The following is a 26,044-nucleotide window of genomic DNA, read 5'->3' as shown; positions in this document are numbered from 1 at the left end:
GATCAGCTTAGGGCGGATTTGAATTCCAGAAACCGCGGGTCGGTCATCACACGGGCCATCATCGCCTCACGCAGGGCGCCGATGGTCTTGTGAGGGCGCATGACGACTTCAAATTGCTGGATCAATCCGTCGTCGTTCAGTGTGATCAGGTCCACGCCAACCGCATCCAGATCTCCGACCTTGCATTGAAACTCCAGCGCCCAGTCATTGCCACTGCCCATGATCCGTCGATAGCGGAAGTCGGCAAATACCTTGCCCACATGGCCCAACACGGCCGCGACCGGCGCGCGGCCGGTCCATGTGCTGTAGTAGGTGGGCGGCATGAAGCGGACGTCCTCGGCCAAAAGCGCGTGAATGAGGTCTTCGTCCCCTTTGGCGACAACCTCTTGCATGCGTTCGATTGTTGGATGCATGACCTCTCCCCTTTTGCCTCAACGGTTCACGATACGCGTGCCGCGCGCAAGGACGACGTTGCGGGAAGTGGCGCTGTGGGATAGGCACGCGGGCATGAATGAGACCTACGATCCCCCCCAGACACCGCTGGATGTGCTGCATGAAGATGCGCAACTCATTGTGGTGAACAAGCCCTCGGGCTTGTTGTCGGTGCCGGGGCGAGGTGCGCATTTGGCGGATTGCCTGCTGACCCGCGTGCAGGCGGTGTTCCCTCAGGCCCTGTTGGTGCATCGGTTGGATAGGGATACCTCGGGCGTGATGGTGTTTGCGCAGACACCCCACGCGCAACGCAACCTGAGCATGCAGTTCGAGCAGCGCCAAACCCGTAAAACCTACATAGCGCGCGTTTGGGGGCGGCTGGAGGCCAAGACGGGCACGGTTGATCTGCCGCTCATCGTCGACTGGCCGAACCGACCGCGTCAGATGGTGTGTCATGATACAGGCAAGCAAGCCGTCACTGACTGGCGTGTTGTCAAATACGAAGGTGATACGACGCGCGTACGTCTGTTTCCGAAAACCGGCCGCTCGCATCAGTTGCGCGTTCACATGCTGGCCTTGGGCCACCCGATTCTGGGTGACCCGTTTTACGCCGAAGGCGCAGCGCGCGATTTCCCGCGCCTTATGCTGCATTCTGAAGAGCTGCGCCTGAAAAGCCCCGAAGGGGGCGTGGCGATGAAGTTTCGTGCCAAGGCGGATTTCTAGGTTCAGGCCACGTTGGTCCACAACAGTTTCAGGTTCCCGAGGGAAAACCGCCGCGAACGTTTGCGGCGCGCGGGTTGTGCGCGGTGTCGATCTGCGGCTAGTTCACGCTCGATCTCATAGGCGCGAAGGGTGTGATCCTGCGACCAACGTTCAAGTTTCAGGTGCATCAGAACATGGTTGTCTAGACTGGGCATATTGGGCCTCCGGGTTTTTGAAATCTGACCCAATCTCGCGCACCACTCCTGACACCCCCTTGTCAGGGGGATGTGCTAGGTTGTCAGCAGTTTGACAGGAGACCCCGACATGAGCCGCTCGACCCGGTTGTTCGAAATCATCCAGATGCTCAGGGCCGCAGATGCGCCCGTGACGGCCGATCAACTGGCCGAAAAGCTCGAGGTCTCCACGCGCACGGTCTACCGTGATATCGCCGAGCTACAGGCGCAGCGCACGCCGATCGAGGGCGAGGCAGGCGTTGGCTATCTGATGCGGCGCGGCTATGATCTGCCACCGTTGAATTTCGACGCCGAAGAGGTTGAGGCGCTGTGGGTCGGGCTATCGATGCTGGCGCGCACCGGTGACAGTCATCTGCAACGGGCAGCGCGGCGCATCTGTGACAAGATCGACGCGCTCCATTGTCCTGCCGATTGGCTGCAGGTCTCGACCTGGGGTGCGCCGGTTGATGATCCCGCGAAAGGATGCATCCCTGTGGCCAGTTACCGCGAAGCGATACGGGCCGAGCAGAAACTGCGCATCACCTATGTCAACGGTGCGGGCGAACGCTCTGAGCGAGTCATTCGGCCTGTGGCTCTGATCTACCACATCGAATGCACGATGCTGGCCGGGTGGTGCGAGCTGCGGGGCGGGTTCCGGCATTTCCGGACCGACCGTATCTGGGCCTGTGAAGACACGGGCCAAAGTTTCCGTGGCCAAGGCAGTTCGCTCCGGGATTTGTGGAACGAGCAGGAGGGCAAAGATCCGGCCGCGCAGACCGTCTGAACAAGTATGGGCGGGGATTCGCCGACTTCACCGCTTTGTTGCTTGAGCCCGCGCAACGCTGCCGTGATATACTGATCTGCAACAAGGCAAACCCGATCAACGGGTGCCCGAGCAGAAGGTGATACCATGACGATTTCCAAGTTTTTTCTGGCAACCGGGCTATGCTCGGCCATGACTCTGGCGGCCTGTACCGATCCGGGCACGTTGAACCTGCCCTCCGATCCGAATCAGAATGCCAAGCAGGGCGCGGTTTTGGGTGGTTTGGTTGGTGCTGGTGTCGGCGCAATCGCGAACAACTCGAACCCTCTTTTGGGCGCGGTAGCAGGCGGTGCGATCGGTGCGGCTGGTGGAGGCCTGATCGGCAACCAACTTGATAAACAGGCGGCAGAGTTGCGTCAGCAGCTGGCCAATGACGGGATCACCATTGTCAACTCGGGCGACCGGCTGATTGTGACCGTTCCCAATGACATCACCTTCGACACTGACAGTGCGACGGTCCGCCCGGCCTTGCGCGCCGATCTGGTGCGGGTTGGTCAGAACCTCGTGAATTATCCGAACTCCAACGTGCAAATCATCGGTCACACCGACAGTGACGGCGAGGCCTCGTACAACCAAGGCCTGTCCGAGCGTCGCGCCAATGCGGTTGCAGACGTCCTTCAGGCGAACGGTGTGAACTACAGCCGGATCGTCACCATCGGGCGCGGTGAAGATAACCCGGTTGCCTCAAACCTAACGCCGGAAGGCAAATCGCAGAACCGCCGGGTCGAGATCGTGATCGTACCCAGCGCAAACTCGTAATCCTATGTGCATTTCGGGCGGCCTTCGGGCTGCCCCTTTGCGCACGATCTGTGCAAGAAATGGGGTTTGGATCGGGCGCGTCTCGGTCTACCTATTGGGAAACACTGAAACGGAGTTTCCCGCAATGTCCCAACCGACCCTTCTTGGCCTGTCCGGTTCCCTGCGTCAGTCAGCAACAAACCGTAAACTACTGCGAGAGGCGGCTCGCCTTTTTGATCCTGCCAGCTTTGTCGAAGCGGATCTGAACCTGCCCCTCTATGATGGGGATCTGGAAGAGGGTGAGGGTATCCCAGCCGCCGTGCAAACGCTGGCCGACCAGATCGCGCAAGCGGATGCGGTGATTATATCCACACCGGAATACAACAAGGGGCCGTCGGGCGTGCTGAAAAACGCGCTGGACTGGGTCAGCCGCACGTCGGGCAAACCTTGGGCCGACAAGCCGGTTGCAGTAATGTCAGCCGCAGCGGGCCGGGCCGGAGGGGAGCGCGCCCAGATGGTCCTTCGCGCCTATTTGGTGCCGTTCCAACCGCGCATTCTGCAAGGCCCCGAGGTCCATCTGGCCGACAGCTCCAACGCGTTTGACGACGTGGGACGGCTGACAAGTGAGCGCTATGAAAAGACCATACATGCGTTGATGCAAAAACTACGGGCTGAGGTCGGGCGTCTTTAGGCGGGTACGGTATGCGTGAGGATCGGCAAAGCGATGTGATGGACCCGGCCCGGGCAGCGGCCTTGCAGGTTGCGCTGGGGTTAGAGCCTACGATCTCTGACGGTTCTGCGTTGCCGCCGTTCTTTCATCAGCTTTATTTCTGGTCCCCGCGCGCGCCGTCTGATTTGGGGCGCGATGGGCACCCTCGGGTCGGGATTGATCTGATCCCGGACATGGGCCTGCCGCGCCGGATGTGGGCCGGGGGGCGGTTGCACTTCCATACCCCCTTGCGGGCAGGCGCAGAGGCACAGCGGCATTCCGTTCTCGAGAAGCAGAGCCGAAAAACCGGGCGCACTGGGCCGTTGGGGTTTGTCACGCTCAAGCATGAGATCTGGCAGGATGGTGCGCTCTGCGTCACCGAATGGCAGGATCTGGTCTATCGTGAAGATCCCGCTCTGGACGAGGTGAAGCCAACGCCGCCCATGGCGCGACGTGACGAAACTGAGCGCCGCGAGGTGCGCTTCGACAGCACCCTGTTGTTCCGATACTCCGCACTTACCTTCAATGGCCACCGGATCCACTACGATCTGGACTATGCGCGCGATGTCGAAGGGTATGGCGGGCTGGTCGTACACGGGCCGCTATTGGCGCAGTTGCTTATGTTGTTTGCGGAGGAGATGATCGGCCCGCTGACGCGCTTTTCGTTCCGGGCAACCGCGCCGCTTTTGCACTTTGAGACGGCCACACTCTGCCGCAACGGGCCGGACCTGTGGGTTCGAGGCCCCGATGGGCGGCAGTGCATGCAGGCAGAAGCGCGGTCAGAGTGATGCTTCGGGCCGAAAATCGTCGGGGATTACATCGCGACCGTCCAGCATGAGGTCCGCCATCACCTCGGCCACTTTCGGGGCCATGCCGAAGCCGATCTTGAAGCCGCCATTGGCGATGAACTGACCGTCGTGCAGCGGGTGTGTACCCAGCATCGGAGCGCGGCTTTTGCTGCGGGGGCGAACGCCGGCCCAACGCTCGATCACCTCGGCTCCGTGCAGCACGGGAACGGCGCGGGTGGCGCGGTCGATCAAATTGTTAAGCGCGTCGTCAGTGCTGGTCGGATCATCATAGTCTCGCTCAGAGGTCGAGCCGATGGCGAGCGTTCCGTCTCCATGCGGAACGATATGGATCGCATCTGCGAAAAGCTGCGGCACTTCGCCCGCATCAAAGCGCAGCAGGGCCGCCTGTCCCTTGATGCCATTGCCAACAGTTTTCCCGAAGCTCTGGCTGAGCTCCTGCAATCCGGCGACACCTGTTGCATGTAGAACGTGGCCCTTGTCGGGGGCCTCAGCGACCACCTCAACCCCCATGACCGAGAGCGCCGCAACCAGCGCGGCACAGGCCCTGCGCGGGTGCATCCGCGCGGTCAGGGTGTCGTGGATGACATAGCCGGTCGGGCTGGGCGGGCACCATTGGCCTGCCTCCGTCGTGGATAGCACCTGCCACTCGGCCTGGCCTTGCCAGAGCTCTTGCGCGGTGGCATGCCGTTGGTGCGCCAGCTGCAGGCTGCGCTCATCCATGATCGGTTGCAGACGTCCCAGACGCCCATAACCGGCTGAGACCCCTCCGGTCGCTTCGACCTGCGCCCAAAAGGGTTCGGCCATGATCAGGCTATCGAACTGAAAAGCTTTCTTGGCATTCCAGTTCTCGGGCACATGCGGGGCCAGGGCGCCGACCAACCCTCCGCTGGAGCCCGCGCCGGGGCCAAAGGGATCGACAACCTGCACCTTTGCGCCGCGCCGGGCGCAGGTCCAGGCGATGGACAGGCCAAAAATGCCCGCGCCGCGTACCGTCACATCGACCATTGCCAAACCCCTCTTCCTTGTTCAGTGTCGCGCCGCTTAGCTACAGGATTCCCCGATGGCAGACCAGCACGCCGAATTGACATGGAGAGAGGACCGGATTCCGGTTTCGGACCAGTTCGATGACCCCTATTTCTCGTTGCAGAACGGGTTGGAGGAGACGCGGCATGTCTTTCTGTCGGGTAACGATCTGCCCGCACGCTTTGCTCCGGGGTTTCATATTGCCGAACTGGGCTTTGGCACCGGCCTCAACCTGCTGACTGTCTGGTCCACGTGGGAGGCCGCGGGCCAGACCACCCCGCTGCGATTCACCAGTTTTGAGGCCTTCCCCATGGCCCCCGAGGATATGGCGCGCGCCTTGGCCGCTTTCCCCGAATTGCAACCTTGGACCGACCGCTTCCTGTCGCAATGGCGCGGCGGATCCTGTCAGTTCGACACGCTGCACCTTGAGGTGATCGAGGGCGACGCTCGCCAAGCGCTGCCGGGCTGGATCGGCAAGGCCGATGCGTGGTTTCTGGACGGCTTCTCGCCCGCCAAAAACCCCGAACTCTGGGGCGCGGATCTGATGCAGCAGGTATCCGATCACACGACACCGGGCGGCACCGCGGCCACCTACACCGCAGCAGGTTTTGTCCGTCGCGGGTTGGAAGAGGCCGGTTTCGCAGTCACCCGCGCGCCCGGATACGGTCGCAAACGGCATATGACACGGGCGGTAAAGGCGTGACGCAGCAGAACAATATCTCGGCCGGGATCGCGCTGATGGTCGCCTCGACAGTGGTTTTCGCCTTGCAGGACGGGATCTCGCGCCATCTGGCGGGGACGTATAACACCTATATGGTGGTGATGGTCCGCTATTGGTTCTTCGCGGCTTTTGTCATCGCATTGGCGGCGCGCGCTCCGGGTGGCTTGAAGGCTGCGGCGCGCACCGATCAGCCGAAACTCCAGATCTTTCGTGGTGTTCTGCTGGTGACTGAGATCTGTGTCGCCGTTTTCGGCTTCACCAAGCTGGGTCTGATAAACAGTATGGCGGTCTTTATTTGCTACCCCCTTTTGGTCGCGGCCCTCAGCGGCCCGGTTCTGGGTGAAAGCGTGGGTTGGCGACGCTGGACGGCGATCGGGGTCGGCTGCGTCGGCGTGCTAATCATCCTGCAACCGGGGGTCGGCGTGTTTAACCCGTGGGCGATCATTCCGCTGATCTCGGCCTTTCTGTTTGCGGTTTATTCGCTGCTCACCCGCTATGCCGCGCGTCGAGACAGCGCCGCCACCAGCTTTTTCTGGACCGGCGTCAGCGGAGCCGTTGCCATGACGCTGGTCGGCATGTGGTTCTGGGAGCCGATGGCAAAGGCAGATTGGGCCTGGATGGCAACGCTCTGTGTCAGCGGTGCCTTTGGCCATTGGCTACTGATCAAGTGCTATGAGGCGGCCGAGGCCAGTGCGGTGCAGCCCTTTGCCTACCTCCATCTGGTCTGGGTGGCGATCCTTGGCATCGCAATCTTCAACGAGGTCCTGCGCCCCGAAGTTGTTGTCGGCGCAGGGCTGGTTGTTGCTGCGGGGCTGTTCACCCTATGGCGCGAACGCCGCAAGGGTTGACCCGGTCAGCTCCTGTGAGAAGGGCACGGGCAGGGCGGGTTTGCCCAATCGAGCGCGGTAGACCGGCAGGCTTTCGGTCACGCGCATCACATAGTTGCGCGTTTCGCTGAAGGGGATGGTCTCGATCCAGTCGACCACATCCACCTCACCGGCGCGGGGGTCGCCATAGCGCTCCATCCATGAGATCGGCCGCCGGGGTCCGGCGTTGTACCCGGCAGCCATCATGACCACATTGCCGTTGAAATCCGACGCAAGGCTGGACAGGTAGTTGGCCCCCAGCTTGGCATTGTATTCCCAGTCCGTGGTCAGCCGCCCGGTCTGATGCCCGCTGAGGATCCCCAGCTCCTGCGCGACCAGTTTGGCCGTCGCTGGCATCACTTGCATCAAGCCGCGCGCGCCTGCGCCGCTGATCACCACCGGATCAAATTCGCTTTCACGCCGAGCAATGGCCAAGGTCATCTCTTTGGCCATCGGCAGGCCGATATCTGCGACCGGATGCACGGGGTAATAGGCTGCGGGCAGAACCGTTCCTGTGGTCGCGGCGCGTTTGGCGATCATCACGGCCAGATGTGGCTCTTTCAACTCGATGACCAGATCGCCCAGTTGATTGGCTTGCGCTGTATCGAGGCTTTCGACCAAATGGGTCAAAAACCGTTCAGAGAGGTTATCCTCCCCTGCCTTGAGCAGTAGCAGACCGGCCTCCAACACGCTGGAGTTCGCAAATTCGGCTTGCCGCCAATGCGCGGCGCGGGGCGGGTTGGCGAGGGTGCTGTCAAACGGTCGCCCGATCTGCTCGGCTGCCAGAATGCCGTAGAAAGACGTCTGATAATCTGCACCCATTGCATAAGCGTCATAGGCTTTCTCAGCATCCCCTTGTGCCGCGTAGGCGCGACCCAGCCAATAGCCAGCGCGGCCACGTGATATCGGAGACTTCACTGCGCCTTCGAAGTTCTGGAAATGCCGAACCGCCGTCGCGGGGTCGTTCAGTTTGCGCAAAGCCAAAAACCCGGCCAGCCATTCCAGATCGGCGTATCCATAGCCCATCTCGGGCGTCATGTGGTGGTTGGCGGCGACTTCATAGGCACGGGCCGCACTGCCCTGCCGCATCTCAAGCCGGGCCAGTCGGCGTCGCCCCTCGGCCCATTTGTCGGGCTCACCCAGGGCGTCTGGGCCAGTTGAGCGCGCCAACATCAGATCAATGGCGCTGTCGTCCAACTCTTTCTTGTCGCGCCAGACAAAGCGATCAAAAGCCAGTCCCGGAGACCCTGCCAGAGCCTTGGGTACGGCGGAAATCTTGCCGTCCACGCCCGGTTCGCGTTTTTGCAGGGCAATTCGGGCTTCCGCCAGCTTGCGCTGATCGGCGCTGACCAGAGGCAGCATACGCCCGGCGCTGACCAGATGATTGTCCCACAGCATCCGATCCAGTCGGGCAGTGTGGTGCGGTTTTAGCAACTTGCCGAAATTCTCAAGATAATCCTTCTGCAAGCCCGAGCCCATGGGCATGGTGCGCCAGGCCGTTACGATATCGGCCTCGGCGTCCCCAATCCGGCCCTTGGCTTTCAGGGCAACGGCATAGTTCAGCGCGCCTTCGGCCGTTTGCGGCGGCTGGTCGGCATAGAAGTTCACCACCCGATCCGGATCGGCCCCGGTAAAGGCCGGCTCGCTCTTGCGGCGCAACCAGGCCAGTCCGGGCCAGTCGGGGCGACGTTCCAGAAACACGAGAACATCGCCTGAGCTACCAAAGCCCTCTCGCAGCCAGTGCCACACGATGATGTCACGCGTAACCGAGCCGCGTGCGCCAGAAACCGCTAGCGCTTCGTTCCAGTCACCTTTGCGCATTTCGGCCAGCCCGGCGCGCAGATCACCGGCAGCATCGGCCCGCGCGACGCTTGCCTGCATCCCAAAACACAGAATCACTGTTGCCAAAAAGGCCAGAACGCGTGTCATCCCTTGCATTTCCCAACCAACCGAGGATAGAGCCATTCAGGATAAACCTTGCGCCGCCAGTATCAACTCACAAAGCCAAAAACGTGAGCGAGGATGGCGCAAATACTGCAACCGCACTTCAAGGAGCGCGACCCATGTTCAAAGGCTCAATGCCAGCCCTCGTCACCCCGTTCAGCAACGGCGAGTTGGACCTGGATACGCTCAAACACTTGGTAGAGTGGCAGATAATGGAAGGCTCAACTGGTCTGGTTCCCGTAGGCACCACTGGCGAAAGCCCGACACTAAGCCACGAAGAGCACGAAACCGTCGTAGCCGAAGTGGTCAAAGCTGCCGCAGGTCGGGTGCCGGTGATTGCGGGCGCAGGTTCGAACAACACGGTCGAGGCAGTTCGATTCGTCCAGTTTGCCAAGAATGTCGGGGCCAATGCGGCACTGGTGGTCACACCATATTATAACAAGCCGACCCAGAAAGGTCTGTTGGCCCATTTCCGCGCCCTGCACGATTGCGCCGAGATTCCGATCATCATCTACAACATCCCGGGCCGTTCGGTCATCGACATGACCCCCGCGACCATGGGTGAACTGGCAAAACTGCCACGGATTGTCGGTGTCAAAGACGCGACGGGCGATCTGGCGCGCGTCAGCCAGCAGCGCGCAAGCTGTGGCGCCGACTTCTGTCAGCTGTCGGGCGAAGACGCCACCGCGCTGGGCTTCAACGCGCATGGCGGGGTAGGCTGTATCTCGGTCACGGCCAACGTGGCTCCGAAACTTTGCGCTGAGTTCCAACAGGCCACGCTGGCGGGCGACTATGCCAAGGCTCTGGACTATCAGGACCGCCTGATGCCTCTGCACGAAGCCATCTTCATCGAGCCCGGCCTGGTCGGCGCGAAATACGCGCTGAGCAAACTGGGCCTGTGCAGCACCGAAGTTCGTTCGCCTTTGACCGAACTGGAAGACAGCACCAAGACTGCGATCGAAGCCGCGATGGCGCATGCAGGTCTGATCTAAATTAGACTTTCTAATGAAAAGGGCGGCCTCGAATATCGAGCGCCGCCCTTTTTTGTGTGTTGCAAAGGTTCTCACCGCTTGCCGTAGTAGAGCCCGACAACATGCTCCGCCTGCGCGAAGAACAGCCAGCGTGACGCGGCAACCCCAGCCAAGTGCGAAACCACGGCCAGCAGCGCAAGAAGGTGTTTTAGTGCGAACCCTTCCAATGGGATCGCGATGAAGACGACGGGCAGAACAAAAGCCAACAGAAACGAGATGATCCGCAGCTTCTCGGCATGTTTGCGGCCAACCACGTGGACGAACTCGCGTAGCAAGTAGTTGGTCCCGGTATGCGGAGGCTCAAACGCCCGCACCGACCCGCGCTGACCCAACCCTGTTGCTGTCCCAAGGTCAGTCCCCGAACTGGCAAGCGCCTTGCCCCCCTGACGCCAGTACAGAATCTGCACCAGAGCAGCGATCAACAGCAAGGGTAGAGCGACCGAGGTCTGCCCGGCCATCAAGGCCCCACCGGCCAGGCTGAAGCTGAGGAACATGGCCGGTGTCAGTTTCATGTTCCAACGGGGGATCGTCTTGAGTTGGGTGTAGATCATTGATGTGGTGAACACCGTGGCCAGCGAGAACAACGCGCCGAGCCAACCCAAAAGGCTCCAGCGTTCGCCCATGAAAACTGAACCGATTGCGAATAGGCCCATTAGGACCAGTGCGATCACCGCGCACCAGCCCTCGCGGCTGAGCCAGCTAGAGCGCCATTGCGTGAACGCTTTCCACGCCCGTTCTGGGTGACCGAGGTGGAAGGTCGATGCAAGCAACCCGCCAACAGCCAGCCCGTAGGCAATCAGGAAAAATACAAAGGCGACCCAGCCTGTAACCTCGGGCATGCCAAGGCCCAGGAAGAACAGCAGTCCAAAGCCGAGGCCGGACAGTGTGGTGAAGATGATAACGGAAGGGGCCGGATGCATCAGAGCTTCTCCAGAGTTTTGTCGAGCCAGCCGAGGAACCCTTTGGGCTCTTCCGCGACGGGGGCCAGCAGTGGGGCCAGAATGTCGATCTGGTCCTCGATCTGATCCTTGGGGCGGGGCGGCAGGTATTTGTTGACGGGCTTGGTGCCCATTTCGGGCATCAGGTCCATGCCGTCCCGTTCAGCGACCAGCTTGCTGACATCGCTGTCTGGATCGCCGAGGTCCCCGAAATGGCGGGCACCGGCCGGGCAGGTGCGGACGCAGGACGGAACACGATCTACTTCGGGCAGGTTTTCGTTGTAGATGCGATCGACGCAAAGAGTGCATTTCTTCATCACGCCCTCGGCCATGTCCATTTCCCGCGCGCCATAAGGGCAGGACCAGGCGCAGAGGCCGCAACCGATGCAGTCGCTTTCGTTGACCAAAACGATCCCATCCTCGACCCGTTTGTAGCTGGCCCCGGTTGGGCAGACCGTGACGCAGGGAGCGTCTTCGCAATGCAGGCAGGATTTGGGGAAGTGGATCAGTTGGGCGGGGCCCTCGGTCGGTGTGACCTCGTAGGAGTGCACACGGTTCAGGAATGTGCCCGAAGGGTTGCCGCCATAGGCATCCTGATCAGACAAGGGTGCGCCGTAGTTTTCGGTGTTCCAGCCTTTGCAGGAAATCACGCAGGCGTGGCACCCGACACAGGTGTCGAGGTCGATGACGAGGCCCATTTTGCGTTCGGTAGATTGGGGGAGTTGCGTCATGTCAGGGAACCTCGGCTTTGGTGGGCGGGGCAGGGGGCCAGCCCCCTCTTGAGCCTTCGGCTCAATTCACCCCCGAGATATTTTTGGCCAGATGAAGATTGGATCATTTGCCTACCTTCCACGCAATATCCTTCGGGCCGGTGCCGACGGGAGAATTGATCGGGGCGAATTCGGGTTGGCTTTCGGTATCCGCCGGAGGGGCGGCCTTTTCGATCCTGACTTTCAGGTCGAACCATGCGGCCTGGCCGGTGATCGGGTCCGAGTTGGCCCATCGCATACCGTCGCCCTTAGGCGGTAGCAATTCGTGGATCAGGTGGTTGAGCAGGAAACCCTTGGTCGCCTCAGGCGCGTCTTCCTGCAAAGCCCATGCGCCTTTGCGTTTGCCGATGGCGTTCCATGTCCAGACGGTGTTTTCATTCAGCGCGGCCATTTCCATCACGAGTACGGTGATCTCGCCGTGAGGAGAGGTAACCTTGGCCCAGTCGCCGTCTTGCAGCCCGTGTTCGCGCATCAGCTTGGTGGGGACGTAGAGCGGGTTGCGCCCGTGCAGTTGCCTTAGCCACGCGTTTTGGGTGCCCCAGCTGTGATACATCGCCATGGGGCGCTGAGTAAGAGCGTTGACGGTGAAGCCCTCGTTGCCTTGCTGGTCGGTCTCGTACCAAATGGGCAGTGGGTCCATGGCATCCTTGATGCGTTGTCGCAAGTGGTCGGGGGGCTGGTTCGGTCCGTGCCCTTCGGCAGCCAGTTGGAATTTGCGCATCGGCTCAGAGTACAGCTGAAACAGGTAGGGCTGCGGGCTGTCATAAAGACCCATTCCAACGGCCCAATCCTGATAGGCGGCGTTCCAAGGTTTGTAATAATCCGCGCCTTCGGGGATATGCGCGACGTAGAAGCCTCCGTTGTCGATATAGCGGTTCAGTTGGTCCGGGTTGACCTCTCCGCGGCCTTCCTTGGAGCCGTCCTCGCCCCGGAACCCGGCCAGAGGGCCGATGCCCGGCTTGCGCTGGTGATTGACGATATAGTCGGCATAGTCCTTCCACTTGGGTGTGCCGTCTTCGTTGGTAAAGCCAGGCAGGCTCATGCGGTTGGCGAGTTGGATCAGAACCGACTGGAACCCGCGCACGTCGCGGTCGGGTTCGACAACTGGCCAGCGGATGGCATCGGCGGCGGCGTCGGCCTCGCAGATCGGGCGATCCAGCAGCGAGATACAGTCGTGCCGTTCCAGATAGGTCGTATCTGGTAGGATCAGGTCGGCGTAGGCGACCATTTCCGAGGAATAGGCATCCGAGTAGATGATATGCGGGATGACGTATTTGCCATCTTCGGTCTTGGCCGACAGCATCTCCATCACACCTTTAGTGTTCATGGAGGAGTTCCAAGACATATTCGCCATATACATGAACAACGTGTCGATCTTGTAGGGATCGCCTGCGGCGGCGTTCGAGATCACCATATGCATCAGCCCGTGGGCTGACATCGGGTTTTCCCACGTAAAGGCTTTGTCGATACGCTGAGCGGTGCCGTCTTCGTCTAGCAGCAGGTCCTCGGGGCCGCGCGGGAAGCCAAGGTGAGGGCCTTCCAGCGGGCGGCCCGGGCGGCGGTCTCCGTGTGGCGTCGGGTGCGCCTCGACGGGTTTGGGGTAGGGCGGTTTGAAGCGAAAGCCGCCGGGAACCTCGACCGTACCCAGCAGGATCTGCAGCACATGCAGCGCGCGACAGGTCTGGAAGCCGTTGGCATGGGCCGAGATTCCGCGCATGGCGTGGAAGCTGACCGGGCGGCCTGTCATTTTGGAGTGCTTTTCGCCGCGGAAATCGGTCCATTCCTGGTCAAGCTCGATGGCCTCATCAAAGGCGACGCGGGCGATTTCGGCGGCGATGGCGCGGATTTTCTGGGCCGGAATACCACAGCGCTCGGCCACCTGTTCGGGGGCGTGATCGTCCGAGAGGTATTTCTCGGCCATCTGATGGAAGACCGGTCGGTGAGTTACGCCATCTTTGTCGTAGGTGGCGGACAGATCCGGGCGCACGCCGGGTTTGTCAAAGGCGGTCGGCTCACCGGTCACACGGTCGATCACCAAAGGCTTTCCGTCTGCATCGCGCAGGAACAGGCCCTTCTCCGGGCCGTCAGAAGCATTCACCAGAACCGGCGCGTTGGTGTAGCGGGCAAGGTAGTCGAGGTCGATCTTGCCAGCCTTCATCAGCACATGGATCAGCGACAGGATGAAAAGCCCATCGGTGCCCGGCGTGATCCCGACCCAATCGTCAGCCACCGCGTTGTAGCCCGAGCGGATCGGGTTCACCCCGATCACCCGCGCGCCACGCGCCTTGATCTTGCCGATGCCCATCTTGATCGGGTTACTGTCGTGGTCTTCCGCCACGCCGAACAGCATGAACAGCTTGGTGTGGTCCCAATCGGGCTGGCCGAACTCCCAAAACGCGCCGCCCATTGTGTAGATGCCGCCCGCTGCCATGTTGACCGAGCAGAACCCGCCATGGGCTGCATAATTGGGCGTACCGAAATTCTGTGCCCAGAAGCTTGTGAAGCTCTGACTCTGGTCGCGGCCGGTGAAGAAGGCCAGCTTGTGCGGGGCAGTCTCGTGCAGCTCGTTCAGCCAACCGACGGCGGTGCTGATCGCCTCGTCCCATTCTATCTCGCGGAACTCGCCCGAGCCGCGTGGACCGACGCGCCGCAGAGGCTTGCGTAGACGCGAGGGCGCGTTGACCTGCATGATGCCGGCGCTGCCCTTGGCGCAAAGCACGCCTTTGTTGACTGGATGGTCGCGGTTGCCTTCGATATAGGCAACCTTTCCGTCCTTCATGTGAACATTAATGCCGCAGCGACAGGCGCACATATAGCAGGTGGTGCGCCGGATCTCGTCCGAGACTTTCGGGCTGGTGTCGATCTTCGGTTGCTGGATTGTCATCTGGCGTCCTTATGTCGGGGCGGCGGGTCAGGTTAGGAATGTTAGTCCGGCGAGGATAATTCCTGCAATAAAAAGAGTTTCCACGACGATCAGGGCGATGGCTGCGCCTCCGACCGATAGGATTTGTTTCAGGTTCGTCTTCATTCCAACCGCCGCGATCGCGATCAGAAGCAACCAGCGGGAGGTCTGGCTCAGCAACTCGGACAGGAAGGGCGGGATCAGGCCGAATGAGCTGGCCGCAGCCAGCACCAGAAACCCGATCACAAAGCCGGGCAGGATCGGAGGGCGCTTGCCTGCTTCGTCCATGTCGGTGACGCTGCGGATGATCAGCGAGGCGACCAGAACCACCGGGGCCAGCATCGCCACGCGGAACAGTTTGACCAGCGTGGCGGTGTCGCCGGTTTGTTCCGAGATTGAGAACCCCGCGCCGACAACCTGTGCCACGTCGTGGATCGTGCCACCCAGAAATACGCCGCCTGCCACGTCATCCATGCCCAGCGTGCGCACCAGAATCGGATAGGCGATCATGGCGATGGTCGACAGGACGGTGACGCCCAGAACGGTAAAAATCAGGCGTTCTTCGGATCGTTCGTCCTTGGGCAGGATGGCGCTGATCGCCATTGCCGCAGACGCGCCGCAGATGGCGACAGAGCCCGCCGTCAGGAATGCAAAGCGCCATTTGTGACCAAAGAACCGTGCGATCAAAAGGCCGAATCCAATGGTGGCCAATACGCCGCCAACCACAAGGGCGATCAGGTCCCAACCCAATCCCATCATCAGCGTCATCGAGATACGCACACCCAAAAGCGCCACGCCAAGGCGCAGCAGGGATCTGGCTGCAAAACCAATGCCGGGGACGGTTTTTCCGTCTTCGCCCAGAAAACTGAGCGCGATGCCAAGCAGCAAGGCCATCAGCATGGCTGGGGTCGCGTAATGCTCCGACAGGAATTTTGCCGTTACAGCAACAGTGATTGCCACCATAACCCCGGGGAACAATGTTCGAGCCGTCTGGGCGACATCCGCGCCGAAGGAGCTTTTGAGTTCAGTCTTACCCAGCATCGGTTCGTTGATCTTTCTTGAACACGTTTATAGTTAAGCGGCAAAGCCGCAGAGGTTATGCAGTAGCTGGATGAGCTGGCTCTTGCGATGAACCCACTTGTTGTGCCTGCACGGCGGTCACGGCGATCATGTGCAGCACATCGTCCGAAGAACAGCCGCGCGAGAGGTCGTTTGCGGGTTTGGCCAAGCCTTGTAGAACGGGCCCAATGGCCTCGGCCCCGCCAATGCGTTGGGCGATCTTATACCCTAGGTTGCCCGCATCGAGGTTGGGGAAGACAAACACGTTTGCTTTCCCTTCCAGTGGCGAATTCTTGGCCTTTTTACTGGCGACCTCTGGCACATAGGCCGCGTCGAACTGCAACTCTCCGTCGATGATCAGGTCCGGCTTAGCGGTTTTGGCAATTTGTGTAGCCTCAACCACCTTGGACACTTTCGGATGGCTGGCACTGCCGCTCGTCGAGAAAGACAGCATCGCAACACGAGGCTCTTTTCCGGTGAGTGTAAGATAAGACGCAGCAGAGGCCTGAGCGATCTCAGCCAACTCGCGTTCGTTCGGATCAACGACCAATCCGCAGTCGGCGAAAATATGGGCGCCCTGAACTGTGTGATGGTCGCGGTCATAGATCATCAGAAAGAAACTAGACACCATATGGGCGTCAGGTGCTTTGCCGATGATCTGCAAAGCGGCACGAACAGTGTCCGAAGTGGTTTCCACAGCACCGCCGACCGTGCCGTCAGCCAGCCCGAGATGGACCAACATGGCGGCGTAGTTCAGACGGTTTTGGACCAGCGACTTCGCAGTCTCAGGCGTTACGCCTTTGTGTTTGCGCAGTTCGAAATAGGCATCGGCAAAGCGATCCAAGTGGGGCGAAGTTGCCGGATCGTGAATGTCTATCCCGGCTACATCGGTTCCGCCTTTTTCAGCCAGCAAAGAGGCAACTTTGGTCTGATCGCCGACAAGGATAATATCGGCTGCATCTTCGGCACGTGCTTTCAACGCACCTTCTACAACACGTGGATCATCGCCCTCAGCAAGGGCGATGATCTTTTTGGAACTGGTCGCAGCCCCGAGAATTTGATGTAGGGGCTTCACCGCGATCAGGCCTCGACTTGCGGCTTCATGTCTGCTGCTTCGATACCCGCAACCGCAACCGGCTTTTTCATCGCGTCGCGGCGGAACGGCTCACCCAGTTCTTGATTGATCATGGCTTCGATCAAGGTGGTGATACCGTTCTTCTGGTCTTCGATGGCCTGGTTCAGAGCCGCTGTCAGTTCGTCCTGCGTACGTGCGACAACGCCTTTCAGGCCACAGGCCTCTGCGATACCGGCGTAAGAGACCTTGGTATCCAACTCGGTGCCGACGAAGTTGTCGTCGAACCAAAGGGTCGAGTTCCGCTTTTCCGCACCCCACTGGTAGTTGCGGAAGACGATCTGGGTCACGGCGGGCCATTCCTCACGTCCGATCGCCGTCAGCTCGGTTACGGCGATGCCAAAGGCACCGTCGCCCGAGAAACCAACAACGGGCACATCCGGGCAGCCGATCTTGGCGCCGATCACCGACGGCAGACCATATCCACAGGGGCCGAACAGGCCAGGGGCCAGATATTTTCGACCTTCTTCAAATGAGGGGTAAGCGTTGCCGATGGCGCAGTTGTTGCCGATGTCGGACGAGATGATCGCCTCTTTCGGCAGTGCGGACTGAATCGCACGCCACGCCATGCGCGGGCTCATCCAGTCCGGCTTGGCTGCACGGGCGCGTTCGTTCCAGGTGGTGCCCGGGTCGTCCTGCTCGTGGTCCATAGAGGTCAGTTCCTGCGCCCAACGCGACTTGGTTTCAGCGATTTTCGCCTTACGCGCATCGCGGCCTTCATCGCCCGCAGTGCCCGAAAGCTGTGCCAGGATGCTGGTTGCAACGGTGGCTGCGTCGCCAACGATACCAACGGAGACTTTCTTGGTCAGGCCGATGCGGTCTGGGTTGATGTCGACCTGAATGATTTTTGCTTCGGTCGGCCAGTATTCCATACCGTATCCGGGCAGGGTCGAGAACGGGTTCAGACGGGTGCCAAGGCACAGAACAACGTCCGCTTCCTTGATCAGCTCCATCGCAGCCTTCGAGCCGTTGTAACCCAGAGGGCCGGCAAACAGCGGGTGCGAGCCGGGGAAAGCGTCGTTGTGCTGGTAGCCAACGCACACTGGGGCGTCCAGACGCTCGGCCAGTTCTTTTGACGCTTCGATGCCACCTGCTGACAGCACCGTGCCAGCACCGTTCAGAATGACCGGGTTCTTGGCATCGGACAGCAGAGCGGCGGCTTCGGTCACGGCAGAGGCGCCGCCCGAAGGCAGTTCGAATTCGACCACGGCAGGCAGTTCGATATCGACGACCTGAGTGAAGAAGTCACGGGGCACGTTGATTTGTGCCGGGGCTGAGGCGCGCTTGGCTTTGGTGATCACGCGGCTAAGAACTTCCGCCATACGCGACGGGTCGCGCACTTCCTCCTGATAGCAGACGCAGTCTGCGAACATCCGCATCTGTTCCATTTCCTGGAAACCGCCCTGGCCCATGGTCTTGTTCGCGGCCTGAGGAGTGACCAGCAGCAGCGGGGTGTGGTTCCAGTAGGCGGTTTTGACGGCGGTAACAAAGTTGGTGATGCCGGGGCCGTTCTGCGCAATCATCATCGACATTTTGCCGGTGGCGCGGGTGTAGCCGTCGGCCATCATGCCGCCAGAGCCTTCATGCGCGCAATCCCAGAAGGTGATGCCAGCTTTCCCGAAAATATCCGAGATCGGCATCATGGCAGAACCGATGATGCCAAAGGCATGCTCGATCCCGTGCATCTGCAGAACCTTAACAAAGGCTTCTTCCGTGGTCATTTTCATCGGTGGCTCTCCAAAACTGAATGCGTGAATTGGCCGGGGGGTTCAGCCCGGCCTTTGATACGGTTTTGGCGTATGGGTGCGGATGGCGTTAGGGCCAGATGAGGCGGCGGAATACGTCCAGCCGAGGGTTAACTGGCCCGGATCGCATCCGCGATCAGCTTCACCCCGGCCTCGATACGGTCAGGCGCAATTGAGGAATACCCAAGACGGTAGAAATTCCGAGGCGGCTTCGGCCCTGAAAAGAAGGGCGCGCCGGGTTCGATATGCACCCCTTGCGCCTGCAATGTGGCGGCCAGTTGCGCGGTGTCCACATGCGCGGGGGCCTGCATCCATATGGAGGACCCGCCGAGCACGCCGCGCCCCGCGACCTGCAGCGCATGGGTCTGAACGGCTTCGTCCAACGCCTCGCGCCGTTGGGCCAGGGCGTTAGACATGCGCCTGATCTGAGCGTCGTAGTGCCCGAGTGACAGGAAATAGGCCGCCGTGCGCTGAACATGCCCCGGAGGATGCCGCAACACGAGCGACCGCAGCGCGCGGGCTTCGCGGATGAAGGTCTCGGACCCGACCATGTAGCCCAGACGCAACCCCGGAAATAGCGATTTAGAGAAGCTGCCCACATAGATTACTCGCCCGTCGCGATCCATCGACTTGAGCGCGGGTGAAGGCGCGCCCAGATAGGCCATCTCGAACTCGTAGTCGTCCTCAACAATCATGGCGTTCAGCGCGGACGCGCGTTCCAAGAGGGCGGTTCTGCGGCTGACGGGCATGGTGGCCGTTGTGGGGCTTTGGTGGCTGGGGGTGGTAAAGATAACATCGGTGTAGTCTGGCAAAGCCCCGGGCGGCAGCCCGTCGCCATCAACGCGGATTGGGGCCATGGTGCAATCCGAATGGCTTAGCAGCTCACGCAGAGCGTAGTAGCAGGGGTCTTCGATTGCCGCGGTGCGCCCTCTTTTCAAAAGAATGCGCGAGGCCAGCCACAACGCGTTCTGCGCGCCCAGCGTGATCAGGATCTCTTCGGGGCGGGCGGTGATGCCTCGGCGTGGCAGGGTGTGGCGGGCAATAAACTCGACCAGCAGAGGATCGTCCTGATCAGCGTAGTCAGTCGTAAGGGACTCGAAATCCTTGTGTCCCAGCGCCCGAACCGCGCAAAGTCGCCAGTTCGCGTGGTCAAACAGTGTCCTGTCGGCCTGCCCGTAGATGAACGGGTATTTGTAGTTGCGCCAGTCCTGAGGTTTGGTCAGCACATTGCCGCCCGAGAACCGCCGGGCCAGCGCGTTGTCCCAGTCGACCGTCTCTTCGCTGCGCGGGACGGGCGTGTATTTCGGCGGGACCGGCGCGTTTTCGGATACATAGTAGCCCGAACGCCCTTTGGCGGTCAGGTAGTCATTGGCCAGAAGTTCGGTATAGGCCAGTGTCACCGTAATCCGACTGACGCCCAGATGGGTTGCCAGCTTGCGGGACGACGGTAGCTTTTCCCCAATGTGGAACCGACCCGACAGAATGCCTTCGGCGATCATCTGCTGGATTTGCGCCTGCAGAGTCCCCTGTCCGTTCAGCTCAAGAAAAAAAGTGTCAACCGAGATAGCCATGAGCGCTTATAGATTGGACTTAAGGCGGTGGCAATCTGGACTTACATGCCTCGGAGTGAATTTGTGATGCGGCTTGACGAGGAAATTCGAATCGCCTAAATAACTAGAAATCTAGTTTAATGGAGAATTCAGATGTGGGAAACCGCTGCAGCAGGATTTTCGGCCATGGGGTCCGAGGCCCGGTTGAAGGTTCTGAAAACACTTGTGAGGGCCGGGCAGGCCGGTCTGACCGTGGGTGAGATCCAGACACGTACCGGCATCGCCCCCTCCACCCTTGCGCATCACCTTCGGTTTCTGGCTGCAGGTGGTGTGGTTGAACAGGAAAAGATCGGGCGCACGACGATCAATCGCGCCTGTTTCAACGAGTTGCGAAACCTGGCGCAGTTTATTCTAAGCGAATGCTGCGCAGACGAAGTCGGAAAGGCCGCAAACGATGGCTGAACTATCACAAAACCCAAAAGCCTCGGCCAAACTCGCGCTGGATGTGATCAAAACGCCTTGGGCTTTGATCGTCGCGATACTGGCGTTGGTCGCAGTTTTCGATCCGGGCAACTGGGCTGAGGTCGTAACCTTTGCCGCCAAGGCGCTGGCGCATACGGGCCAGTACATCCTGTTCGCCGTTCTCCTGCTGTCCTATCTCAAGGCCACCGGGGCGGAAGTCATGGTAGCGCGCGCCTTTGAGGGGCGAGAAACCCGGATGATTTTTCTGGCCGCCCTGTTCGGAGGGCTTGCGCCGTTTTGTTCCTGCGAGGTGATCCCGTTCATCGCCGGGCTTCTGGCACTGGGCGCGCCGCTCTCGGCCGTGATGGCCTTCTGGCTCAGCTCGCCACTGATCGACCCGCCGACATTGCTGATCACCGCAGGCGCATTGGGGTGGCCCTTTGCCATCGGCAAGGCCGTTGCGGCGGTTGCCTTGGGTCTGTTCGGCGGGTTCGCCGTGCGCCTTCTGATGCGCAACGGAGCCTTCGCACAGCCCCTGCGCGAATACAAACCCGCCGGATGCTGTGGGTGCGGCCCCAAGCTGGATGACAAACCCGTCTGGACATTCTGGCAGGAACCCGAACGCCGTCAGCGTTTCCGGTCAGAGTTCGTGCATAACGGTCTCTTCCTGCTGAAATGGCTTGCTCTGGCCTATGTGCTTGAGGCGCTTCTGGTCAGCTATGTGCCTGCAGATCTGATCGCGCGCGTCGTCGGCGGAGAAGGTGTCCTGCCCATCGTCGTTGCCGCGCTGGTCGGAATGCCCGCCTATCTGAACTCCTATGTCGCGCCGCCGCTTCTGGCGGGACTGATGGAGCAAGGCATGACGGCGGGCGCGGCCATGTCCTTCATGGTGGCCGGGGCGGTCAGCTCAATCCCGGCCATGGCTGCGGTCTGGTCATTGGTGAAACCGCGCGTCTTTGCAACCTATCTGACCCTTGGGGTTGGGGGCGCGATTGTCGCCGGGATCCTGTTCCAGATGCTCTGAAAAAGAAAACGCCCGGCGTATTGCCCGGGCGTTTTTCCCTGGTCCGCTAGGGATCACCCAGCCTCGCAGAACCGAGGCAGTTTGAACCGGTATCGTGCCTCTCCGCTGTCCACGTAGACGCGTTTTTCCACGCAGGCGCTGGTGCCCACCGATTGGGAAACCGGCGCCTCGGTCGAGGTGATCGACGTGGCCGTCCCATCGGGCAGACGAACCGAAGCGATGACCCCGTTCTTTAGATCCCCATTGATCGCCGTAGCTGACAGAACCGGGACTGTTATGAAGGAATGATGCTCATGCTCTCCGTCATCCCCCAGCAGGAACAGGCCGCCGACAATGACCGCCATAACCACAGCAGCAGCCAGACCCAACCCCCAGGTTTTAAGGAAGGCATAGATCGTTACGGCGCGGTGTGGGCCAAAGATGGCAGATAGAATGCTGAGCATGAGAGGTCCCAAGAAAACGCCCCGGCCAGTTTAGACTGGGACGGGTCAGAAATCAGGGGCGCAGATCGTCTTCTTCTTCGTCGTCCCCACCGCCTTTGGGCAGGTTGAAGAAGCTGTCGGCGTCCACGATCGGATCACTGTCTTCCTTCTCGGCTTCCGGCTCGTCCGACAGCGAGAAGGTTTCCAGACCTTCAATCGCGGTCGGGATCTTCGGTGCTGCGTCCATTTCCAGCGACTGCTCGGTCGAGACCAGCTTGCGGCGCTCGTCATCGCTCATCACGCCGCCTTCAGCGGCTTTCTTCGCAGCGGCCTTCTGCACTACGGCGTCCAGCTCGGACTGTTTACACAGGCCAAGGGCAACCGGGTCGATGGGCTGCATGTTGGCGATGTTCCAGTGCGTACGCTCGCGGATCGACTGGATGGTGGGCTTGGTGGTGCCAACCAGCTTGGCGATCTGACCGTCGCTAAGTTCGGGGTGGAACTTGACCAGCCACAGGATCGAGTTCGGACGGTCCTGACGCTTGGACAGTGGGGTGTAGCGCGGGCCACGGCGCTTTTCCTCGCCCGTTGCCGACGGGTTGAACTTGAGCTTCAGTTTGTGCAGCGGGTTGTTCTGCGCTGCATCGATCTCTTCCTGCGTCAACTGGTTGTTGGCAAGCGGGTCGAACCCTTTGACACCAGCGGCCACATCGCCATCGGCAATGCCCTGCACTTCAAGCTCGTGCATCCCTACGAAATCCGCGATCTGCTTGAAGCTGATCGTGGTGTTGTCCACCAGCCATACGGCTGTTGCCTTGGCCATAAGCGGTTTTGCCATCAGCCCGTCTCCTATACATACATCTGTCCCGTCGCCGGAATTCGGCGGCCCCGGGGTTTTGGGGCAGGTTTCCGTTGTCGGGGAACTTGGGGTGTATATAGTCGCCGCGACGCAAGAAGGGAAGAGGCGAATGCGCCAAGGGTTTTTAGCGCTGGTTTTGTGGGCCATAAGCGCAGTCGCCGCGCTGGCCGAGGGCGAAAAAGCGGGTGAGTTCGACTATTACGTCCTCGCGCTGAGCTGGTCTCCGAACTGGTGCGCGCGCGAAGGGGATGCGCGTGGATCAGATCAATGCGACGCCCGGCATGACCACGGTTGGATATTGCACGGGCTCTGGCCGCAGTTCCATCAGGGCTGGCCCTCCTATTGCCGCACGCCCGAGGCCCCGCCGTCGCGCGCGATGACCCGCGCGATGGAGGATATTCAGGGCAGTGCCGGCCTTGCATGGCATCAATGGAAGAAACACGGCACCTGTTCGGGCCTGTCGGCGCGGGGCTATATGGATTTGTCGCGCTTAGCGTATGGTCGCGTGACCCGGCCCGAGGTGTTCCGCCAGCTTGATACCTCGGTCAAACTGCCCGCGTCGATCGTCGAAGAGGCCTTTCTAAAGGCCAACCCTAAGCTCGAGCGCGACATGATCACCATCACCTGCAAACAGGGTTACATCGAAGAGGTGCGCCTGTGCCTGTCCCGCGACCTTGATCCTGTGCCCTGCGGCCGCGATGTCATCCGGGACTGCTCGGCCAAAGACGCCCTTTTCGACCCGATTCGTTAGAGCTTTTTGTTCTGACAGTCTCGCGCGTATTCCAGCGCTTTGGCGGTGCCTTTGAGGTCGATGGCCATCACCACCTCGCCCGCCGGGTTGTAAACGGTCATCGTCTTGTTCTGAGCAATCGCGGTCACGAAATTCCTGTCAGTGAAAAAGACGGTCGCGCCGGGGACGTCACGCTCGTTGAAGCCAATGGCGGTGGCGTCATAGCTTTTGCCGTCCAGAGCAAATCGGATCGGATAAGATTTGCCCTGTTCGATTTCGCCCCAGGCCTTGTTGTAGACGGCGAAATACCCGCGATTGCCTAGCGCGTCGTAACCGATCCGCACCACCGAGAGGTCCTGATACACCGTCTGGATCAGACACCCATTGCCCAACGCCGGGTCCATCATGATGTTCCAGCCGTCGACAAAGCCTTTATCGATCAGTTGCTGAGAAATCGCCGCAGTGGCTGTAAAGGCGGCAAGTGTGAGGGCAAAAAGGCGTTTCATAACAGTTCCTAAAATCAAACGGATGAAGTCTTAGCCATAGTACACGCCGCGTGCGGCAGGCAAAGGCCATTCTTGACTGATGGCACCACGAAAGAAGACCTGTGTGCATGGCGGAGCCCGGCTATGCCCTACCAGGTAGGCGCTTGAAACTCGGCTGCGGCACAATAGTTTTCGCCCCATAAAACAAGGAGCGAGCCATGCCGCAACATCCAAGAACATTCTCTCACATCGGATTGTCCGTCCCAAACGTTGATGAGGCCGTAAAGTTCTACTCCGAAGTCCTTGGTTTCTACGTGATCATGCCACCGACTGATGTTGTAGAGGATGACACGGATATTGGTGTCATGTGCACAGATGTGTTTGGTCCGGAATGGAAAAAACTACGTATCGCGCATCTCGCGACTGCTGATCGCATCGGGTTCGAGCTTTTCGAGTTTGACGGGAATTATGTACCGGAAAACAATATCGATTTTCGCCAGAATGGGACGTTCCATTTTTGCGTCCAAGACCCGGATGTCGAAGGCCTCGTAGAAAAAATCGTTGCAGCGGGTGGCAAACAACGTATGCCGATTCGATACTATTATCCCGGAGAGAAACCTTACCGAATGGTCTACGTCGAAGACCCCTTTGGTATTGTCTTCGAGATCTACAGCCATTCCTACGAATTGACGTACTCGTCTGGTGCTTACTCCTGAAAAACGAGGCAGAGTCTCGTGTGCAACCGGAAGGGGTGAAAGCGTTCCGGTTGCTGTCATATCGCTATACTCAGAGCTCTTTTCGGGCTCTCAGTGCTGCTGTAATCGTTCCGTCATCCAGATAGTCCAGCTCTCCCCCAATCGGCACACCTTGCGCTAGTGAGGTCAGGCGGACCTGCCCCTCCAACTGATCGGCAATGTAGTGCGCCGTGGTCTGGCCGTCGACAGTGGCGTTCAAGGCCAGAATGATCTCGGTTACGCCTTCGGCCACCACCCGGTCTTTGAGGCGGGGGATGCGCAGCTCATCCGGGCCGACGCCATCCAGCGCCGAGAGCGTGCCGCCCAACACGTGATAGCGGCCTTTGAACACGCCTGAACGCTCCATCGCCCAGAGGTCGGCGACGTCCTCGACGACGCAAAGCTCTCCGGTCGCGCGGGCCTCATCGTTGCAGATGTCGCAAATGTCGGTGGTGCCCACATTGCCGCAATTCAGGCACTCGCGGGCAGTGATGGCGACCTGCTGCATAACGTCGGACAAGGGGGTCAGCAGCAGGGACCGTTTGCGGATCAGGTGCAGCACCGCGCGGCGGGCCGAGCGAGGGCCGAGGCCGGGAAGTTTGGCCATCAGGTCAATCAGATTGTCGATGTCGCTGTTGGAGCTCACGGCCTGTCCTGTCTGGCGCCGGAGGGAGCCTCCGGCGGTAGTATTATTGAAAAGATGGAGATCAGAACGGCAGCTTGATGTCTGCGGGCAGGCCCATGCTTTCGGTCAGTTTGGCCATCTCGGCCTGCGAGCGCTCGGCGGCTTTGGTCTGAGCGTCCTTGATGGCCGCAAGGATCAGATCCTCGACCACTTCCTTGTCGTCGCCATTGAAGATCGACGGGTCGATATCCAGGCCCTTCAGCTCTCCCTTGGCGGTTGCGGTTGCCTTGACCAACCCTGCGCCGGATTCACCGACAACCATAAGGTTGTTCAGCTCTTCCTGCATCTCGGTCATCTTGGTCTGAAGATCCTGCGCGGATTTCATCATCTTGGCCATATCGCCCAGGCCGCCTAGTCCTTTGAGCATGTTGCTTCTCCTGTAGGTCCGGTTTTTGACTAGATACGGGGGTCACCGTGGTGACACAAGAGCAGAGCACACTCCCGCCCGTCGTCAAGGTCTTGGGCAAGACCTTTCCTCCCGTTGGGCCCGGCAGCGCTCGGGCAAAGCCCGAGCGC

At 60.3% G+C, this 26,044-nt stretch carries 28 protein-coding genes; 12 read left to right on the top strand and 16 right to left on the bottom strand.

All coding sequences use genetic code 11. From position 1 onward, the window contains the following. Positions 1-2: 2 nt before the first annotated feature. Positions 3-413, bottom strand: coding sequence for a nuclear transport factor 2 family protein (locus ACRZ95_RS08210; RefSeq protein ID WP_170677965.1), 411 nt, complete (start codon positions 411-413; stop codon positions 3-5). A gap of 94 nt (positions 414-507) precedes the next feature. On the opposite strand from ACRZ95_RS08210, the gene ACRZ95_RS08205 reads away from it, so the two are divergent. After that, positions 508-1,155, top strand: coding sequence for an RluA family pseudouridine synthase (locus ACRZ95_RS08205; protein WP_170677963.1), 648 nt, complete (start codon positions 508-510; stop codon positions 1,153-1,155). A gap of 2 nt (positions 1,156-1,157) precedes the next feature. On the opposite strand, the gene ACRZ95_RS08200 is transcribed toward ACRZ95_RS08205, so the two are convergent. Then, positions 1,158-1,349: a hypothetical protein gene (locus ACRZ95_RS08200; protein WP_170471344.1), complete on the bottom strand. Its 192-nt coding sequence runs from the start codon at positions 1,347-1,349 to the stop codon at positions 1,158-1,160. A 109-nt stretch (positions 1,350-1,458) separates the two neighbouring features. Between ACRZ95_RS08200 and ACRZ95_RS08195 the strand changes: the two genes are divergently transcribed. From ACRZ95_RS08195 to ACRZ95_RS08180, 4 genes are all read left to right on the top strand, one after another. Continuing rightward, complete coding sequence (locus tag ACRZ95_RS08195; protein WP_170375494.1) at positions 1,459-2,151, top strand: helix-turn-helix transcriptional regulator; 693 nt, start codon at positions 1,459-1,461, stop codon at positions 2,149-2,151. A gap of 126 nt (positions 2,152-2,277) precedes the next feature. Then, on the top strand, positions 2,278-2,949 hold the full coding sequence (locus ACRZ95_RS08190; RefSeq protein ID WP_170471320.1) for a YiaD family glycine zipper/OmpA-like lipoprotein: 672 nt from the start codon (positions 2,278-2,280) through the stop codon (positions 2,947-2,949). Positions 2,950-3,073: 124 nt separating this feature from the next. Continuing rightward, positions 3,074-3,619, top strand: coding sequence for an NAD(P)H-dependent oxidoreductase (locus tag ACRZ95_RS08185; protein ID WP_170677961.1), 546 nt, complete (start codon positions 3,074-3,076; stop codon positions 3,617-3,619). Positions 3,620-3,630: 11 nt separating this feature from the next. Beyond that, positions 3,631-4,425, top strand: a complete 795-nt coding sequence (locus tag ACRZ95_RS08180) for an FAS1-like dehydratase domain-containing protein (RefSeq protein WP_170677959.1) — start codon at positions 3,631-3,633, stop codon at positions 4,423-4,425. Here ACRZ95_RS08180 and ACRZ95_RS08175 read toward each other — a convergent pair. After that, a complete protein-coding gene (locus ACRZ95_RS08175) occupies positions 4,417-5,451 on the bottom strand; it encodes an NAD(P)/FAD-dependent oxidoreductase (RefSeq protein ID WP_170677957.1) in 1,035 nt (344 codons plus the stop codon). The two genes, ACRZ95_RS08180 and ACRZ95_RS08175, sit on opposite strands and share 9 nt — an antisense overlap. A 55-nt stretch (positions 5,452-5,506) precedes the next feature. On the opposite strand from ACRZ95_RS08175, the gene mnmC2 reads away from it, so the two are divergent. Further along, positions 5,507-6,172, top strand: a complete 666-nt coding sequence (mnmC2, locus tag ACRZ95_RS08170; protein ID WP_170677955.1) for a tRNA (5-methylaminomethyl-2-thiouridine)(34)-methyltransferase MnmC2 — start codon at positions 5,507-5,509, stop codon at positions 6,170-6,172. Further along, positions 6,169-7,038 carry a DMT family transporter gene (locus ACRZ95_RS08165; RefSeq protein WP_480540233.1) on the top strand — a complete coding sequence of 290 codons (870 nt, stop codon included), beginning with the start codon at positions 6,169-6,171 and terminating at the stop codon, positions 7,036-7,038. The genes mnmC2 and ACRZ95_RS08165 overlap by 4 nt, the downstream gene beginning before the upstream one ends. On the opposite strand, the gene ACRZ95_RS08160 is transcribed toward ACRZ95_RS08165, so the two are convergent. After that, positions 7,012-8,985: a lytic transglycosylase domain-containing protein gene (locus ACRZ95_RS08160; protein WP_170677953.1), complete on the bottom strand. Its 1,974-nt coding sequence runs from the start codon at positions 8,983-8,985 to the stop codon at positions 7,012-7,014. The genes ACRZ95_RS08165 and ACRZ95_RS08160 overlap by 27 nt on opposite strands. A 134-nt stretch (positions 8,986-9,119) precedes the next feature. Here ACRZ95_RS08160 and dapA point away from each other — a divergent pair, with 134 nt between their 5' ends. Next, a complete protein-coding gene (gene dapA, locus ACRZ95_RS08155) occupies positions 9,120-9,992 on the top strand; it encodes a 4-hydroxy-tetrahydrodipicolinate synthase (RefSeq protein WP_170677951.1) in 873 nt (290 codons plus the stop codon). Between the two features lie 71 nt (positions 9,993-10,063). Here the strand turns inward: dapA and ACRZ95_RS08150 are convergent, their stop codons facing one another. The 7 genes from ACRZ95_RS08150 to pdxR all read right to left on the bottom strand — a co-directional run bounded on the left by ACRZ95_RS08150 (position 10,064) and on the right by pdxR (position 20,148). Further along, entirely contained in the window at positions 10,064-10,951 is an 888-nt protein-coding gene (locus tag ACRZ95_RS08150; RefSeq protein ID WP_170677949.1) for a DmsC/YnfH family molybdoenzyme membrane anchor subunit, read from the bottom strand. Further along, positions 10,951-11,700, bottom strand: coding sequence for a 4Fe-4S dicluster domain-containing protein (locus tag ACRZ95_RS08145; RefSeq protein ID WP_170677947.1), 750 nt, complete (start codon positions 11,698-11,700; stop codon positions 10,951-10,953). The genes ACRZ95_RS08150 and ACRZ95_RS08145 overlap by 1 nt, the downstream gene beginning before the upstream one ends. A gap of 103 nt (positions 11,701-11,803) precedes the next feature. Next, complete coding sequence (locus ACRZ95_RS08140; protein WP_170677945.1) at positions 11,804-14,623, bottom strand: molybdopterin oxidoreductase family protein; 2,820 nt, start codon at positions 14,621-14,623, stop codon at positions 11,804-11,806. Positions 14,624-14,650: 27 nt separating this feature from the next. Then, positions 14,651-15,682, bottom strand: coding sequence for a putative sulfate exporter family transporter (locus ACRZ95_RS08135; RefSeq protein WP_170677943.1), 1,032 nt, complete (start codon positions 15,680-15,682; stop codon positions 14,651-14,653). A gap of 55 nt (positions 15,683-15,737) precedes the next feature. Beyond that, entirely contained in the window at positions 15,738-16,775 is a 1,038-nt protein-coding gene (gene pta / locus ACRZ95_RS08130; protein WP_170677941.1) for a phosphate acetyltransferase, read from the bottom strand. Between the two features lie 5 nt (positions 16,776-16,780). Then, positions 16,781-18,559, bottom strand: a complete 1,779-nt coding sequence (xsc, locus tag ACRZ95_RS08125) for a sulfoacetaldehyde acetyltransferase (protein WP_170642664.1) — start codon at positions 18,557-18,559, stop codon at positions 16,781-16,783. 128 nt (positions 18,560-18,687) lie between these two features. After that, the gene (gene pdxR, locus ACRZ95_RS08120; RefSeq protein ID WP_170677939.1) at positions 18,688-20,148 is read right to left on the bottom strand and encodes a MocR-like pyridoxine biosynthesis transcription factor PdxR; all 1,461 of its coding nucleotides are present in this window, start codon (positions 20,146-20,148) and stop codon (positions 18,688-18,690) included. A 132-nt stretch (positions 20,149-20,280) separates the two neighbouring features. Here pdxR and ACRZ95_RS08115 point away from each other — a divergent pair, with 132 nt between their 5' ends. Then, entirely contained in the window at positions 20,281-20,589 is a 309-nt protein-coding gene (locus tag ACRZ95_RS08115) for an ArsR/SmtB family transcription factor (RefSeq protein ID WP_170375462.1), read from the top strand. Next, a complete protein-coding gene (locus ACRZ95_RS08110) occupies positions 20,582-21,613 on the top strand; it encodes a permease (RefSeq protein ID WP_170677937.1) in 1,032 nt (343 codons plus the stop codon). Before ACRZ95_RS08115 ends, ACRZ95_RS08110 begins: the two co-directional genes overlap by 8 nt. A 53-nt stretch (positions 21,614-21,666) precedes the next feature. Here ACRZ95_RS08110 and ACRZ95_RS08105 read toward each other — a convergent pair whose 3' ends face one another. Together ACRZ95_RS08105 and ACRZ95_RS08100 are read right to left on the bottom strand one after the other, a co-directional pair. Further along, positions 21,667-22,056 carry a hypothetical protein gene (locus ACRZ95_RS08105; RefSeq protein ID WP_170677936.1) on the bottom strand — a complete coding sequence of 130 codons (390 nt, stop codon included), beginning with the start codon at positions 22,054-22,056 and terminating at the stop codon, positions 21,667-21,669. 52 nt (positions 22,057-22,108) lie between these two features. Next, on the bottom strand, positions 22,109-22,873 hold the full coding sequence (locus ACRZ95_RS08100; protein WP_170375456.1) for a DUF1013 domain-containing protein: 765 nt from the start codon (positions 22,871-22,873) through the stop codon (positions 22,109-22,111). Positions 22,874-23,003: 130 nt separating this feature from the next. On the opposite strand from ACRZ95_RS08100, the gene ACRZ95_RS08095 reads away from it, so the two are divergent. Beyond that, positions 23,004-23,645: a ribonuclease T2 gene (locus tag ACRZ95_RS08095; protein WP_170677934.1), complete on the top strand. Its 642-nt coding sequence runs from the start codon at positions 23,004-23,006 to the stop codon at positions 23,643-23,645. On the opposite strand, the gene ACRZ95_RS08090 is transcribed toward ACRZ95_RS08095, so the two are convergent. Further along, complete coding sequence (locus tag ACRZ95_RS08090) at positions 23,642-24,130, bottom strand: hypothetical protein (protein ID WP_170677932.1); 489 nt, start codon at positions 24,128-24,130, stop codon at positions 23,642-23,644. The genes ACRZ95_RS08095 and ACRZ95_RS08090 overlap by 4 nt on opposite strands. 197 nt (positions 24,131-24,327) lie before the next feature. Between ACRZ95_RS08090 and ACRZ95_RS08085 the strand changes: the two genes are divergently transcribed. Beyond that, positions 24,328-24,825, top strand: coding sequence for a lactoylglutathione lyase family protein (locus ACRZ95_RS08085; RefSeq protein WP_170677930.1), 498 nt, complete (start codon positions 24,328-24,330; stop codon positions 24,823-24,825). A gap of 70 nt (positions 24,826-24,895) precedes the next feature. Here ACRZ95_RS08085 and recR read toward each other — a convergent pair whose 3' ends face one another. Beyond that, positions 24,896-25,489 carry a recombination mediator RecR gene (gene recR, locus ACRZ95_RS08080; protein ID WP_170677928.1) on the bottom strand — a complete coding sequence of 198 codons (594 nt, stop codon included), beginning with the start codon at positions 25,487-25,489 and terminating at the stop codon, positions 24,896-24,898. A gap of 61 nt (positions 25,490-25,550) precedes the next feature. After that, on the bottom strand, positions 25,551-25,895 hold the full coding sequence (locus tag ACRZ95_RS08075; protein ID WP_170328851.1) for a YbaB/EbfC family nucleoid-associated protein: 345 nt from the start codon (positions 25,893-25,895) through the stop codon (positions 25,551-25,553). Positions 25,896-26,044 lie beyond the last annotated feature (149 nt).

Source organism: Ruegeria sp. AI3, from assembly GCF_056541245.1.
This window is presented reverse-complemented; position numbering and strand designations above follow the sequence as displayed.

Coding starts and splice junctions, on each gene's coding strand:
- ACRZ95_RS08210 (WP_170677965.1), bottom strand. CDS start 413: ATGCATCCAACAATCGAACGCATGCAAGAGGTTGTCGCCAAAGGGGAC.
- ACRZ95_RS08205 (WP_170677963.1), top strand. CDS start 508: ATGAATGAGACCTACGATCCCCCCCAGACACCGCTGGATGTGCTGCAT.
- ACRZ95_RS08200 (WP_170471344.1), bottom strand. CDS start 1,349: ATGCCCAGTCTAGACAACCATGTTCTGATGCACCTGAAACTTGAACGT.
- ACRZ95_RS08195 (WP_170375494.1), top strand. CDS start 1,459: ATGAGCCGCTCGACCCGGTTGTTCGAAATCATCCAGATGCTCAGGGCC.
- ACRZ95_RS08190 (WP_170471320.1), top strand. CDS start 2,278: ATGACGATTTCCAAGTTTTTTCTGGCAACCGGGCTATGCTCGGCCATG.
- ACRZ95_RS08185 (WP_170677961.1), top strand. CDS start 3,074: ATGTCCCAACCGACCCTTCTTGGCCTGTCCGGTTCCCTGCGTCAGTCA.
- ACRZ95_RS08180 (WP_170677959.1), top strand. CDS start 3,631: ATGCGTGAGGATCGGCAAAGCGATGTGATGGACCCGGCCCGGGCAGCG.
- ACRZ95_RS08175 (WP_170677957.1), bottom strand. CDS start 5,451: ATGGTCGATGTGACGGTACGCGGCGCGGGCATTTTTGGCCTGTCCATC.
- mnmC2 (WP_170677955.1), top strand. CDS start 5,507: ATGGCAGACCAGCACGCCGAATTGACATGGAGAGAGGACCGGATTCCG.
- ACRZ95_RS08160 (WP_170677953.1), bottom strand. CDS start 8,985: ATGACACGCGTTCTGGCCTTTTTGGCAACAGTGATTCTGTGTTTTGGG.
- dapA (WP_170677951.1), top strand. CDS start 9,120: ATGTTCAAAGGCTCAATGCCAGCCCTCGTCACCCCGTTCAGCAACGGC.
- ACRZ95_RS08150 (WP_170677949.1), bottom strand. CDS start 10,951: ATGCATCCGGCCCCTTCCGTTATCATCTTCACCACACTGTCCGGCCTC.
- ACRZ95_RS08145 (WP_170677947.1), bottom strand. CDS start 11,700: ATGACGCAACTCCCCCAATCTACCGAACGCAAAATGGGCCTCGTCATC.
- ACRZ95_RS08140 (WP_170677945.1), bottom strand. CDS start 14,623: ATGACAATCCAGCAACCGAAGATCGACACCAGCCCGAAAGTCTCGGAC.
- ACRZ95_RS08135 (WP_170677943.1), bottom strand. CDS start 15,682: ATGCTGGGTAAGACTGAACTCAAAAGCTCCTTCGGCGCGGATGTCGCC.
- xsc (WP_170642664.1), bottom strand. CDS start 18,559: ATGAAAATGACCACGGAAGAAGCCTTTGTTAAGGTTCTGCAGATGCAC.
- pdxR (WP_170677939.1), bottom strand. CDS start 20,148: ATGGCTATCTCGGTTGACACTTTTTTTCTTGAGCTGAACGGACAGGGG.
- ACRZ95_RS08115 (WP_170375462.1), top strand. CDS start 20,281: ATGTGGGAAACCGCTGCAGCAGGATTTTCGGCCATGGGGTCCGAGGCC.
- ACRZ95_RS08110 (WP_170677937.1), top strand. CDS start 20,582: ATGGCTGAACTATCACAAAACCCAAAAGCCTCGGCCAAACTCGCGCTG.
- ACRZ95_RS08105 (WP_170677936.1), bottom strand. CDS start 22,056: ATGCTCAGCATTCTATCTGCCATCTTTGGCCCACACCGCGCCGTAACG.
- ACRZ95_RS08100 (WP_170375456.1), bottom strand. CDS start 22,873: ATGGCAAAACCGCTTATGGCCAAGGCAACAGCCGTATGGCTGGTGGAC.
- ACRZ95_RS08095 (WP_170677934.1), top strand. CDS start 23,004: ATGCGCCAAGGGTTTTTAGCGCTGGTTTTGTGGGCCATAAGCGCAGTC.
- ACRZ95_RS08090 (WP_170677932.1), bottom strand. CDS start 24,130: ATGAAACGCCTTTTTGCCCTCACACTTGCCGCCTTTACAGCCACTGCG.
- ACRZ95_RS08085 (WP_170677930.1), top strand. CDS start 24,328: ATGCCGCAACATCCAAGAACATTCTCTCACATCGGATTGTCCGTCCCA.
- ACRZ95_RS08075 (WP_170328851.1), bottom strand. CDS start 25,895: ATGCTCAAAGGACTAGGCGGCCTGGGCGATATGGCCAAGATGATGAAA.